The organism is Singulisphaera acidiphila DSM 18658 (assembly GCF_000242455.2).
Classification (GTDB): Bacteria; Planctomycetota; Planctomycetia; order Isosphaerales; family Isosphaeraceae; genus Singulisphaera; species Singulisphaera acidiphila.
In genome coordinates this window covers 2110849-2124040 of record NC_019892.1, presented here as the reverse complement: position 1 = coordinate 2124040, position 13192 = coordinate 2110849, and the positions used below count along the sequence as shown (strand labels likewise).

Sequence of the window (13192 nt, the reverse complement as noted above, 5' to 3'; positions counted from 1 at the left end):
CCATTCCCTTCCCGATTCCCCAAAGCGGGTCGACTCGACCGTCGCTCTCTATGACCTCTTCTGATTGTAGCGTCAATGGGCCGTGGCTCGATATCGCACTTCGGACCGAAAGGAACGACGAAGACTTGGCGATCCTCGGTCGAGTTCCTACGCTTGTGGTGTGAACCGTCCGACATTCAAGAGCGCCCGGAGCCGCTGAATCGATATGGGCTATCGCACCTTGGCCGATTGCGTGAATGACCTGCGGACCCATCGGATGCTGGTCGAGATCGACGAAGAAATCGACCCCTACCTCGAAGCGGCGGCGATTCAGCGCAGGGTCTACGAAGCCGAAGGGCCGGCCCTCTTGTTCCGTCGCGTCAAGGGAAGCCCCTTCGGAATGATCGGTAACCTGTTCGGGACACTCGACCGAACCCGTTTCTTGTTCCGCGACACCCTCGAAGCCGTGCGGCGACTCGTCGAAATCAAGGTGACGCCCCCCGCGTTGCTCCGGAACCCTTGGCGATACCGGAGCGTCCCGAAGACCGCCCTCCACTTGCTCCCCCGGCGGGTCACTCGCGGACCAATCCTCGGGCAGACGACCACAATCGACCGACTACCGCAACTCCAGTCCTGGCCCCGCGACGGCGGTGCCTTCATCACCTTGCCGCAAGTCTATTCCGAAGATCCCGATCGGCCCGGCCTCGCCAAGTCGAACCTGGGTATGTATCGGGTCCAGCTCTCGGGCAACGCCTACGAGCCGAATCGTGAAATCGGCCTGCATTACCAGATCCATCGCGGGATCGGAGTGCACCACGCGGCGGCGATCCGCCGAGGGGAGCCGCTTCGCGTCAACATCTTCGTCGGCGGGCCTCCGGCCTTGACAGTCGCCGCCGTCATGCCCCTCCCCGAGGGACTCCCCGAATTGAGCTTCGCCGGGGCCCTGGCCGGTCACCGGATCCGGATGGTCTCTCCGCCGGGCCAACTCCCGATGCCTGCGGAGGCCGACTTCGTGATCACCGGCACGATCGACCCCGACGTCTGCAAGCCGGAAGGACCGTTTGGCGACCACCTCGGCTATTATAGCCTGACGCATGATTTCCCGGTTCTCCGCGTCGAGCGGGTCTACCACCGCGCGGGAGCGCTCTGGCCGTTTACGTCGGTGGGCCGTCCCCCCCAGGAAGACACATCGTTCGGCGCCCTGATCCACGAGCTAACGGGGCCTCTGGTCCCGACCGTCCTCCCCGGCGTTCACGCAGTCCATGCGGTCGATGCGGCGGGTGTCCACCCGCTCCTGCTCGCGATCGCCAGCGAGCGTTATGTCCCTTACGCCGAGGTGCGTCGACCTCAGGAAATCTTGACCACCGCCAACGCGATCCTGGGCCAAGGGCAAATGTCGTTGGCCAAGTATCTCCTGATCGTTGCGCGTGAGGACGACCCGACCCTCGATATCGACGATCTCCCGCGATTCTTCCGCCACCTGCTCGAGCGGGTCGACTGGGAAAACGACCTCCACTTCCAGACAAGGACGACGATCGACACTCTCGACTACTCAGGCCACGGCTTCAACCAAGGTTCAAAAGTCGTGATTGCCGCAGCCGGTCCCGTACGTCGAGCGCTCGCAACGGAGCTTCCCGCGGACCTTCGTCTCCCCGAGGGCTTCCATTCGCCTCGGGTTGCACTTCCGGGGATTCTTGTGGTTCAAGGACCGCCGTACGAGCCGGGTTCGGAAGCGCTCCGACGCCTCACGGAATCCGACGGGCCCAGGGATCGCGTCGATGGGTTCCCCTTGATTGTTGTGGTCGACGACAGTGAGTTCACTGCGCGGAGTGAGAAGAATTTTCTCTGGGTGACGTTCACTCGCTCGAATCCCGCGTCCGACATCGAAGGCATCGGCGCCTCGATCACCCAGAAGCATTGGGGATGCGTCGGCTCCCTGGTGATCGACGCCCGGATCAAGCCGCACCACGCCCCCCCCTTGATCGATGACCCGAGCATCGAACGTAAGGTTGATGCCCTGGCAGGGCCGGGCCGACCGCTCCACGGAATTCTCTAGCCCAATCGCCTGGAAAAGAAGCCCGCAAACCCAGAATGCCCCTTACGTATTGACCAGGCGCGATTCACCGCGGACCATCTGCCGGGTCATGGTCGCGAAGTGGGTGTGGAGGATGCATTTCCAGGCGAACTGAAAGAGGTAGCGCGGCGGACGGCCGGAGAGGATCATCTTGCGAAGATATTTGGCATAAACAGGGCGGTACGGTTTGGTCCGTGGATCGGTCCACAGTCGAAACAGCATGCCCAGGGCCCCTAGGATCGTGAGCGTCTGGTTCTTGAGATAGGCCAAAGGCTTGTGGCGGCGGAGCCAACGCATCTTGGCGCTCGCCAGCGGGAGCTTCCCCTTGATGAACAGCTCATCGAACCGCTCGAAGTAGTTTTCGGCGTCGTAGAGTCGATCCATCAAGTCGAGCCAGCCGTCGCGCATCTCCTCGCGAGACATGAGCAGGGGGATCACGTTGGTGGCGATCCTCGGGTCATCGGCCGCCGCATTATCAAGCCGGCCCGCAGCTTCGAGGCGATCGTAGAGCGGGGTCTTGGGGATCGCCGAGAGCATGCCGGCCATGGCCCCGATCACCCGGGCCCGTTGGAGGAACTCGAACTGACGCTCGAAGATTCCCGTATCATCGCTGTCGAACCCGACGATCATCCCCGCGTAGACCTCGAGCCCGGCGGCTTGCACTTTGTGGACGCGTTCGATCAGTCCACCGCGGACATTTTGATATTTCTTGGTTTCGCGAAGCGCATCTTCATCGGGACTCTCGACGCCGATGAAGACGGCGACCATGCCGGCGTCGGCCATGAGCTGCATCAGCTCATCGTCCTCGGCGAGGTCGAGCGAGGCTTCGGTGAAGAAGGCGAGCGGATAGCCGTGCTGCTTCTGCCACTCCACAATGGCGCGAAGGATGACCTTGGCCGCTTTCTTGTTACCGATAAAGTTATCATCAACCAGGAATATGACATGGACACCGAGCTTGTGCTGAGCATCGATCTCGGCCACGACCAACTCGGCCGTCTTGACCCTGGGCTTACGGCCGAAGATCACGATGATGTCACAGAACTCGCACTGGAACGGGCAGCCGCGTGAGGTCTGGATGCACCCCATTGCATACTCACGGAACGGGACCAGGTCGTAGCGCGGGAGCGGGACCTTGGTCATGTCCGTCTTCTCTGCCTGCTCGTACCGCGGCTTCCACTCGTTCCGGCTCCAGTCCTCAAGGAACTTGGGCCATGTCTCCTCGGCCTCGCCGACGAACATGACGTCGACCAGGCCGCGGAACCAGTCCTCGGCCACGGTAATCCAAGGGCCGCCGATCACAACGAAGATGTCGCGTGCCTGCAACTCGAGCAAGATGTCGCGCATTCGGTCGCGTTGAACCGTCATGCCAGTCAGGCCGACGATGTCGAAGCCCTCGAGAGCGTCGAAATCAATCTCCTGGACATTTTCGTCGATGAGCACAACCTCGTGCTCCGCGGGCGTGAGTCCCGCGAGGACGGGCAGGGCCAGGACCGGCATGTTGGCCTTCTTGCCAAGCAAGGGAAGGCCGTGATTCAAACCCCAGAATGAGGTCGGGAAGCGTGGGTTAATCAGGCAAATACGTGCCATCGGGCGAGTCCTGGCCTCGGGTGAGCCGCGAAGACCATTGCCGAACCTCGGCGCGGTCTTTTCGAGCCCGGAGCAAGCGCGAGGTTAGCAACAGCCAGACGGAGTCACAAGGGCCTCGGTACAATTCCCTTTGCGAAAAGCATCCTGCCCCCCCTTCGGACGATCCGGATTCGCTCCAGCCGTGAACACCTCAACGCGTCAGACAACATTTGCCAACACAGGCATTGTTTGAATCGGACAGGACAGAAACAGACATCCTATTTCCCCCAATCCTCCACAAACAGCAGCCGCTATCAGGCAAGTCAACCCTTTAAGGACGAAGGTGGCCCGATCGAACCCGCTGGAGCCTCCAAGTCTTAAGAAAATCGGTTTTATCTAAGTCCTCTGGAGACAAATGAAATCTCATCACGACCAAGACACTGAGGAATTCCGAAAGATTGGGGTTCAATCCGTGGCCGATTCTTCCGATACTACCGATGATTATGTGGAGACTTTCGGACGGATCCGACGTTTCTTCTGGTGGACGCCGCGCTCATGGATCGAGCCTGGATTGTACGGTTGACCTTCCGACGCTTGATCCTCCTCGCGGTTGTCATCCAGGCGACGACGCCGGATCTCCTTGATCTCTCCTGGCTTTCCCAGTCGCTTCCGCCCGGTGCCTCAGCAGCCGCTTCGGGCCCTTCGCCGAGTGACAAGGGCTCTCACCCTACAGGGCAGGCCCCCGCTCGACTCCCGGTGATTGACCCGGCGGCGAAGGCTCGCCTCGGTGTATCGGCAAGGAATTCTCGGCCGATATCCAAGAAGCGTTTCTCTCTGGAATCCGCGGCTCTACCCGCGGAATTCGAGGTTGGCAACGAATCTCCCGAGCGGCTCTGCGAACCGATCTGGCCGGAGTTGGGCTTGAAGCTCGAGCGCAACGGGAACGCGTCCGCCCGCCTGAAACCAGGGGGCAGCCTCCCCACCGCTCAAATCGCGGTGTGGCAGGTTCGCATCGGGGTCCAGCATGCCCTCGATTCCGCGAAGACCGTTTTGCGCCCCAGGATCCTCCACCGACTCCTCTGCTGAGTTCCTTCTCTGATCTTGTCTCGCTACCGAGCCCCAATCGGACTTCATTATCCAAAGAAGTCGTCAGGGAATTCGGCAGCGATCCTGAAGTGACCGGTTCGATCGCCGATCGAATCGCCACCCAACTGCGATCGGGTTTCCCCGATCCTTCGGGAAAGTAAAAGCGGACCGCCGCCACCGCTGGTTCAACCGCAACCGCCCCTCAACCTAGTCGAATTCTACCGGAGAACATACGAGTTCTCTTCGGGGTCAATCTCTCAGACGTTCTTCCAGACGTCCCGAGAGAGCGAATCGACGCAAGGTGATTGGCGACTTCTAGCCTGACGAATCCGAGTGCTCGTCTAGACGACACGATCTTACTCGTGAGATTCGGGCACATACGCGTGTCTTTGGATTTTCGCGTGAAGACTCGAGTCGAATAACCACTCAAAACTTGAACACTCGATATTAAGAGGCGATTGCCATGGTGTCGACCGTCGTTCTACTTGCCTATTTCGGACCGGAAACCGTACTACCGATGACGTCGGTGATCGCGACGGTCGTAGGCCTCTTCATGATGTTTGGGCGGAACACGTTACGCTTCCTCTTTCGTTGGCGGCGAAGCGAGCGGGCCACGCCTAAGTCGGCCCAGCACGTACGCGGGCCGCACTTTTCCCCAAAAACCAAGGAACAGGCTGCTCAGTCGCGACGCTGAGAAGAAGATAAGGCCGTCGGTTGGTAACCTTCGCGGCGGGAAGGGCGAGCGGCAGACGAGATGCCGGTAACACGATCGATTCGAGATTGGGGCGGACGCCGCTCGGAACAGAGGAGGTTCAAGCGTCGATGAAAAAGACGATCGTGATCGGTCTGGACGGTCTCGAGCCCCGGATCGTCGAAGCGATGCTCGAGGCAGGGCAGCTGCCCAACCTGGCGGAGCTCAAGAGACGCGGCGGCTTCTCGAGGGTTGCAACCACCTCCCCGGCCCAGACTCCCGTGGCCTGGTCCACCTTCGCCACGGGGGTGAACCCGGGCGGTCACGGCATCTTCGACTTCATCAGGCGCGACCCGCGAACCTATCTTCCCGACTTCGCCCTGAACCGTTACGAAGCGAGAGGGGCGTTCCTCCCCCCCAAGGCCGTCAACCTCCGCCGAGGTCGACCGGTCTGGGATCTTCTGACCGAGGCTGGGCTCGGCTCAACGATCGTCCGCTGTCCATGTACTTATCCCCCGGAGCCGCTCCGGGGGAGGATGCTCTCGGGCATGGGCGTCCCTGACCTCCGCGGTGGACTAGGAACAGCCACCTACTATACCTCGAGTGACGAGGTGAAACCGGGCGAGAGCGAAAACATCGTCCAACTCCCCGCCGGAATCGAAGGCCCGATCGAGACCTACCTGATCGGGCCGAGAAACCCGAAGGGGGGAGGGGACCTCCGGTTTGACGTGACCCTCCACCCCGACCTGGCCGGTCGTCGGGTGATCCTCCGCTCGGCGGGGGCCCCCAAGGAACTCGAGATTAGAGAAGGGGAGTGGAGCGACTGGGTCCGGGTCAAATTCAAACTCGGCATGCTCCAGTCGGTACGCGGACTCGTCAGGTTCCACCTCGTCCAGCTCGAACCATCGCTCGCACTTTATGCGTCACCGATCAACTTCGACGTCGAGACTCCGCTGTTTCCCATCAGCCACCCGGCGGATTACGCGGCGACCCTGGCGGAAGACATCGGTGGTCTCTACCACACGACAGGCATGGTCGAGGATCATGCCGGCTTGAATAACGAGCGGTTTGGCGAAGACGCCTTCCTCGACCAGTGCGACACGGCCTGGCGCGAGCGCGAAGCGATGTTGCTCCGCGAGCTCGATCGATTCGACGAAGGACTCCTCTACTGCCTGTTCGACACCCCTGACCGGGTCCAGCACCTCTTCTGGCGATACCTCGAGCCGGATCATCCTGCCAATCAAGGGCGGGCTCCGTCATCCGCCTACGCCGGGGTCATTGAAGAGCAATATCGCCGGGGCGATGCGATCGTCGGCAAAGCGCTTCAATATGCTGACGAAGACACATTCGTCGTCGTCCTCAGCGATCATGGCTTCGGCAGCTTCCGCCGGGGCGTCAACCTGAATACCATGCTCCACGACCAAGGTCTCCTGACCCTGCGCGACGGCATGAAGCCAGGCGAAGAGGCGGGCGACTTCCTCAAGAGCGTAGATTGGAGCAAGACTCAGGCCTATGCCCTCGGCCTGAGCGGGATCTACCTCAACATCGAAGGGCGAGAAGGCCAGGGGATCGTCAAGCCCGACGACGTCGCCAGTCTCAAGACCTCGATCGCTCAAGGGCTGGCAGGCATGGTCGACTCAGCCACGAGTGAGGTGGCCATCCGAAGCGTCCTGCCGCGCGAGTCGGTCTACAGCGGCCCCTTCGTTGAGGAAGCCCCCGACCTGCTCGTGAATTTCTCCCGAGGGTATCGGATCTCCTGGGGCTCCTCACTGGGTGGAGTCGGCGAAGGACACTTCGAGGACAATCGAAAAAAATGGAGCGGCGATCACATCGTTGATCCAGCACTCGTGCCGGGTGTCCTGTTCATGAACCGGCCCTTTCAGGATAAGGACGCCTCCCTCCTCGACCTCGCGCCGACGATTCTCGACGCCCTGGGAGTGCCCAAGGGCTCCGCGATGGAAGGGAACTCGCTTCTGTCCTAGTTCACCAAACATAGCTTGACATCAATTCATATAGGCTCCCTACAATTTCTAGGGACCGCAGGCGTCCCGCTCGCATTCTGGTTTCATTCAGATCGCTCTGTTCCAGACATCCTGGAAGAGATCGGGAACGTCCTCGGTGGTCTCCGCTTTGGAGACTTTGATCCGGGACACGTTTCAGGAACCCGCCGCCGCAGGGCGATCAGGAGGATTGACTTGTGGTGAACCTCACGCAAGAGATTGGCAACAGGAGTGGTGAAATCGGATCGCCACGACACGTCGACCCTCACCTCGCTGAGAGTGGGAGCGAGGTTCAACCGCGCCCACGTCTCCTGATCGCGAGTGCTCTCATTTTTGGCCTGGTCGCCGGCTTCCTCGAATTGGCCCTGGTGCTCGCGCAGGATGCGCTGATCCCCAAGATTACGATGGACTCGCTCCGCACAAATCTCCACTTCATCTGGATGATTCCGCTGGCGAACGTTGCGATCTTTGGAACAGGCGGCCTGATGTTCGGCTGGCTCGCCAGGAGCCGCCCTGCGTTGGCGAACAAGCTGGCCTTCCTGACGATGACGACCATGCTCGCGCTGGCCCTGCTGATGCGGTTCGACGGCCTCTACATGATCGCTCGGATCGTCCTGTCGATGGGAATCGCGACGTGCATCGGCCCTCGGCTCCAGGCGCGTGCCCTGGGCTATCCTCGACTGACTTGCTGGAGTCTCGGGCTACTGGGTGGCGGCCTGATCGTGCTGATCGCGGTCGATTTCACCCGGGTTGCGACGGCCGAAAGCCGCGCCCTCGGAAACCTTCCCAAGGCCGCCCCCAAGGCGCCGAACGTGCTGTTCCTCGTCATGGACAACGTCCGGGCCGCCAGCGCGAGCCTGAACGGTCACGACCGCCCGACGACCCCCAACCTCGATCGCCTCGCGGCTCGCGGCGTTCGCTTTGAGGAAGCCCGCTCCACCGCATCATGGACGCTTCCTTCCCACGCAGGCATGTTCACTGGCCAATGGCATCACCGTCTTTCCGTCGGCTGGGACCAGGCGCTCGATCGAACCTATCCGACCCTGGCTGAATACCTGTCGAAGCAGGGTTATGCCACGGCCGGGTTCGTCGGCAACATTTACTACTGCAACCGGCGCTACGGGCTCGATCGTGGATTTGCTCGTTATGAAGATTACTACGAAAACCAGACGGTTTCTCCCTTCGAGACCATCCGGAGCTCAAGCCTGGGCCGTTGTCTGCTTCCGCTGATCGGTTACCCGGTGCGCGTCGGCTTTGCGGAAATGTATCGCCGAAAGAATGCGGACATGCTGAATCAGGACCTCCTGGGCTGGCTCTCAAAGCAACGGGACCATCGGCCGTTCTTCGCCTTCGTCAACTATTACGACGCCCATGCCCCTTGCGTCCTCCCCGAGGGAACCCACCGCCGCTTCGGCCATGCCGAACGGCCACGCAAGGAGCAGACCGAAGCCCTCAAACGCTACCAGAAACTCAACGCCCACACTTTGAAACCCGAGGACGGCGACCCGAAACAGATCGATCGCGAAGGGATCGAGATTCTCAGAGATTCGTATGAGAGCTGCATTGCCTACATCGACGCGCAGATTGGCCGGCTGTTCGCCGACCTCGAGCGTCAGGGGATGCTCGAGAATACCATGGTGGTGGTGACCTCCGACCATGGCGAGCACTTCGACGAGCATGGATTCGTCGGGCATGGACAGAGCGTCTACCGCCGCGAGGTCCATGTTCCCTTGCTGATCATTCCCCCCTCGAACTCGAGCCGATCGTTGTTGGCCAAAGGGGTCGTCCCCGAGCCAGTGTCACTCCGCGACCTCCCGGCGACGATCGTCGACCTGCTCGCGATCAAGGACAAGGCGCCGTTTCCCGGCTCGTCCCTCGCCCCGCTCTGGAGCACGAACGAATCCTTGGCTCCCGATCAGGCCCCTTCACCGGTACTCTCGGAGGTCGGTCACAAGACGCACGTCCCCCGCATGGAGCGGATTCCGGCGACCTTGGGTGAGGTCAAGGCACTCATTTCCGAGGGGAAAGTCTATATTCGCAATTCAGGGGCCAACGAAGAGGTCTTTGACCTCAATATGGACCCCTTGGAGAAATCCGATATCGTCGCCGCCAAGAATCTCAATCCGTCGTTGGATCAGTTTCGATCCACGTTGAAGCAGATCCTCGCCGGTAAGGATGTTGCCCCGGAATGACTCAGAATTTCTGAGGCGAGTCGTTCGCCCCGTCGGGACTTCAGGCCGAAGCCCGGGGGATCTCTTCGAGTGCAGCGGGATTCTCCAGACTCGAGAGGTCGCCCAGATCGAGGTTGAGAAGTCGGGCGCGGATCGCCCGCCTCAGGATTTTGGCACTTCGGGTCTTGGGCAGGTCGCTCACGAAGCGGACCTGATCCGGGGCAAACGGTTTACCGAGCACATGGGCCACCTGGTCACGGATCTCTTGCTGGAGAGTCGGACTGGGCGTGACGTTGGGCCCCAGCACGACGAAACACCAGATCGATTCCCCTTTGAGTTCATGGGGCACCCCGACCGCCGCCGCCTCGAACACGCTGGGGTGGCCGACGGCAGCCGATTCGATCTCGGCCGGACCGATCCGCTTCCCCGCGACCTTGAGCGTGTCGTCGCTTCGCCCGTGGAGATACCAGGTTCCCTCGTCGTCGATCGAAGCCCAGTCTCCATGAGTCCAGACATCGGGCCAGCGCGACCAGTATGAGCGGAGGTAACGTTCTTCATCATTCCAGAGCCCGCGGGTCATCCCGGGCCACGGCTTGGTGCAGACGAGTTCGCCCACCTCCCCGCGAATCGGTTTTCCCGACGCATCGAAAACATCAATCGCCATCCCGAGCGATGGCCCACCGAGCGCGCAGGGTTTGAGCGGCTCGATCGTCAAGCACGAGAGAAAGCAGGCGCCGACTTCGGTCCCGCCCGAGAAATTGATCAGAGGACGCGTTCCGCCGCCAACCTGCTGGAAACACCAATTCCAGGGGGCGGGGTTCCAGGGCTCACCGGTCGAAGCCAAGACACGAAGTCGACTCAAGTCATGAGCCTTGACCGGCTCCTCACCATACTTCATCAACGCCCGGATCAAGGTGGGAGAAAGGCCAAGAATCGTGACCCCTTGTTCTTCGACGACGCGCCAGAGCCGGTCGGGGGTGGGGAAATCGGGCGCGCCCTCGAAGAGGACGAGTGTCCCACCCAGCGCCAGGCCCCCGATCACCTTCCAGGGGCCCATGATCCAGCCCATGTCCGTCACCCAGCAGAGGCGATCGTCTTCTTGCAGGTCAACCTGATGAAGGACCTCCTGGGCGATCTTGACCAGAAAGCCGGCGTGGACGTGAACCGAGCCCTTGGGCTGCCCCGTTGTTCCGGACGTATAGGCGATCATCCAAGGAGCTTCGGAATCCATCGGCTCACACGGGCAGGAGGGCAGTTCCGCAACCCTGATCTCGTGCCACCAGAGGTCGCGGCCCGACTGCCAGGGGATGTCCCGGCCCAGGCGTTGGACGACGATCAGGTGCTCCACCGTGGGCGAGAGCGCCACAGCCTCATCGGCGATCGGCTTGAGCGGGACGGGCACGCCGCGTCTGAGTGTGCCGTCAGCCGTGATCAGGACCTTGGCCGCGCCATCCTGAAGGCGGGTCGCCACTGCTTCGGCCCCGTAGCCGGAAAAGATCGGAATCGCGATCGCGCCAATCTTGGCGCAGGCGAGCATCGACGCGACCGCCTCGGGAATCATCGGGAGAAAGACGCCAACCCGATCCCCCCGCCCAATGCCGAGTCGTTTCAGCGCATTGGCGATTCGGTCGGTCTCCTCGAGAAGCTGGCGATAGGTAAGTTCCCTCACCGCGCCGTCTTCCCCTTCCCAGACCAGGGCCGTCTTCTCCGCACGTGTCGAGGCAACATGCCGGTCCAGGCAGTTGTGGGCGAGGTTGAGTTTGCCGCCCACGAACCAACGTGACCAGGCCATCCCGTCGCTCGAATCCAAGACCGAGTCGTATGGCTGGAAGAATTCGATGCCGAGTTCCTCGACCATCGCCCCCCAGAACCAGGCAACGTCAGCGGTGGAGCGGCGGCGAAGTTCGTTGACATCGGTGATGCCGTGACGCGCCATGAACTGCCGGACGTGACTGCGCTCGATATAATCGTGAGTGGGGGTCCAGACAAACGCGTCGGCCATCGCGATCAACTCCTTGAGGGCTCAGGTCGGCAACGGCCCGTCCCGAGTCGAGCGGCCGGCAGTCGGACAGGATATCCTCCACGGACCGGGTGTCAATCGTCAGGACGCATCGGCATGAAGACAATCATCGAACCCTTCAAGATCAAAATGGTCGAGCCGCTCAAGCTGACCACCGTGGAACAACGCGAGCAGGCCCTCCGCAAGGCCCACTTCAACCTGTTCCAGATCCCGGCCGAGGATGTCATTATTGACCTGCTGACCGATAGTGGCACGTCGGCGATGAGCGCCGATCAATGGGCCGGGATGATCCGAGGGGACGAGTCGTACGCCGGCGCGCGGAGCTGGTTCCACTTTGAAAATGTGCTTCGCGACCTCACCGGCATGGCGCACATCCTGCCGACCCACCAGGGACGCGCCAGCGAACGGATCCTGTTCGAGCTGACCGGCGGACCCGGCAAGGTCATCCCGAGCAACAATCACTTCGACACCACCCGCGCCAATATCGAGCACTCCGGCGCACGCGCAGTGGACCTTGTCATCGCCGAAGGGACCGATCCGCGCAATCGCCATCCCTTCAAAGGGAACATTGATGTCGCAAAGCTCGAATCCTTGATTGAGGAAATCGGTTCCGAGCGCATTCCCCTCTGCATGGCGACCGTCACGAACAACAGCGGCGGCGGCCAGCCCGTGAGCCTGGCCAACTTGAGGGCGGTCCGCGAGGTCTGCCACCGCCACGGGATTCCGCTCTTCCTCGACGCTTGCCGATTCGCCGAGAACGCCGCCCTGATCCAGCAACGCGAGCCCGGACAGTCGGGGCGCTCGGCCCGCGCCATCGCTCGCGAGATGTTCGACCTTGCCGATGGTGCAACCATCAGTGCCAAGAAAGATGGCCTGGTCAACATCGGCGGCGTCCTCCTGATGCGCAACGACGCGCTCGCCCTCCGAGCAAACGATCTGCTGATCCTCACCGAAGGGTTCGTCACCTATGGCGGCCTCGCCGGCCGCGACCTCGAGGCCATGGCTCAGGGCTTCGTCGAAGTGCTCGACGAGGACTATCTCCAGTATCGCCTGCGAAGCGTGGCCTACCTGGGCGAACACCTGCTTGCCGCAGGGATCCCGATCGTCGAACCCCCGGGCGGACACGCTATCTACATTGATGCCGCCTCATTCTGCACGCACATCCCCCCCCGGCACTTTCCCGGCCAGGCCCTCGTCTGTGCCCTCTACCGCCATGCCGGCATCCGAGGCGTCGAGATTGGTAGTGTGATGTTCCACTCGGTCGATCCCGATACCGGCGAGACCGTCCATCCGCCGATGGAACTCGTGCGCCTCGCCCTCCCGCGCCGGGTGTATACCCAGAGCCACATCGATTACACCGTCGAGGCGATGATCGAACTCGCCGCGCAGCGGGACTCGATCCGTGGTTTGCGGATCGTCGAATCACCACCGACCCTGCGGCACTTCACCGCGAAATTTACGGAAATCGACTGACAAATCAATACGCAAACAGCAATTATTTATTATTTGATTTCATGTTATGTACTCGCAACAGCAAAGCATATGCACTCTCTGAAGGCAATCGCCATGCACGGCCTAGGTCAACAAGGCTTTCTGATTGCAAAC

8 protein-coding genes are annotated in these 13192 nt (G+C 61.4%); 6 read left to right on the top strand and 2 right to left on the bottom strand.

Annotated elements, in window-relative coordinates; all coding sequences use genetic code 11:
* The first annotated feature begins 205 nt into the window (after positions 1 to 205).
* A complete protein-coding gene (locus SINAC_RS08300) occupies positions 206 to 2035 on the top strand; it encodes a UbiD family decarboxylase (RefSeq protein ID WP_015245240.1) in 1830 nt (609 codons plus the stop codon).
* 42 nt (positions 2036 to 2077) lie between these two features.
* On the opposite strand, the gene SINAC_RS08295 is transcribed toward SINAC_RS08300, so the two are convergent.
* On the bottom strand, positions 2078 to 3640 hold the full coding sequence (locus tag SINAC_RS08295; protein WP_015245239.1) for a B12-binding domain-containing radical SAM protein: 1563 nt from the start codon (positions 3638 to 3640) through the stop codon (positions 2078 to 2080).
* Positions 3641 to 4174: 534 nt separating this feature from the next.
* Here SINAC_RS08295 and SINAC_RS08290 point away from each other — a divergent pair.
* The 4 genes from SINAC_RS08290 (at position 4175) to SINAC_RS08280 (ending at position 9588) form a co-directional block, all read left to right on the top strand.
* Positions 4175 to 4705 carry a hypothetical protein gene (locus SINAC_RS08290; protein WP_015245238.1) on the top strand — a complete coding sequence of 177 codons (531 nt, stop codon included), beginning with the start codon at positions 4175 to 4177 and terminating at the stop codon, positions 4703 to 4705.
* Between the two features lie 463 nt (positions 4706 to 5168).
* A complete protein-coding gene (locus SINAC_RS39725; RefSeq protein WP_015245237.1) occupies positions 5169 to 5399 on the top strand; it encodes a hypothetical protein in 231 nt (76 codons plus the stop codon).
* Between the two features lie 128 nt (positions 5400 to 5527).
* Positions 5528 to 7378 carry an alkaline phosphatase family protein gene (locus tag SINAC_RS08285; RefSeq protein ID WP_015245236.1) on the top strand — a complete coding sequence of 617 codons (1851 nt, stop codon included), beginning with the start codon at positions 5528 to 5530 and terminating at the stop codon, positions 7376 to 7378.
* Between the two features lie 218 nt (positions 7379 to 7596).
* Positions 7597 to 9588, top strand: a complete 1992-nt coding sequence (locus tag SINAC_RS08280; protein WP_237722440.1) for a sulfatase — start codon at positions 7597 to 7599, stop codon at positions 9586 to 9588.
* 40 nt (positions 9589 to 9628) lie between these two features.
* Here the strand turns inward: SINAC_RS08280 and SINAC_RS08275 are convergent, their stop codons facing one another.
* A complete protein-coding gene (locus SINAC_RS08275; RefSeq protein ID WP_015245234.1) occupies positions 9629 to 11569 on the bottom strand; it encodes an AMP-binding protein in 1941 nt (646 codons plus the stop codon).
* A gap of 114 nt (positions 11570 to 11683) precedes the next feature.
* Between SINAC_RS08275 and SINAC_RS08270 the strand changes: the two genes are divergently transcribed.
* Positions 11684 to 13060 carry a tryptophanase gene (locus tag SINAC_RS08270; protein ID WP_015245233.1) on the top strand — a complete coding sequence of 459 codons (1377 nt, stop codon included), beginning with the start codon at positions 11684 to 11686 and terminating at the stop codon, positions 13058 to 13060.
* Positions 13061 to 13192: the final 132 nt, after the last annotated feature.

Bases quoted from the DNA above. Each gene is read 5' to 3' on its own strand.
- SINAC_RS08275 (WP_015245234.1), bottom strand. From the start codon at position 11,569: ATGGCCGACGCGTTTGTCTGGACCCCCACTCACGATTATATCGAGCGC.
- SINAC_RS08285 (WP_015245236.1), top strand. From the start codon at position 5,528: ATGAAAAAGACGATCGTGATCGGTCTGGACGGTCTCGAGCCCCGGATC.
- SINAC_RS08295 (WP_015245239.1), bottom strand. From the start codon at position 3,640: ATGGCACGTATTTGCCTGATTAACCCACGCTTCCCGACCTCATTCTGG.
- SINAC_RS08290 (WP_015245238.1), top strand. From the start codon at position 4,175: ATGGATCGAGCCTGGATTGTACGGTTGACCTTCCGACGCTTGATCCTC.
- SINAC_RS08270 (WP_015245233.1), top strand. From the start codon at position 11,684: ATGAAGACAATCATCGAACCCTTCAAGATCAAAATGGTCGAGCCGCTC.
- SINAC_RS08300 (WP_015245240.1), top strand. From the start codon at position 206: ATGGGCTATCGCACCTTGGCCGATTGCGTGAATGACCTGCGGACCCAT.
- SINAC_RS39725 (WP_015245237.1), top strand. From the start codon at position 5,169: ATGGTGTCGACCGTCGTTCTACTTGCCTATTTCGGACCGGAAACCGTA.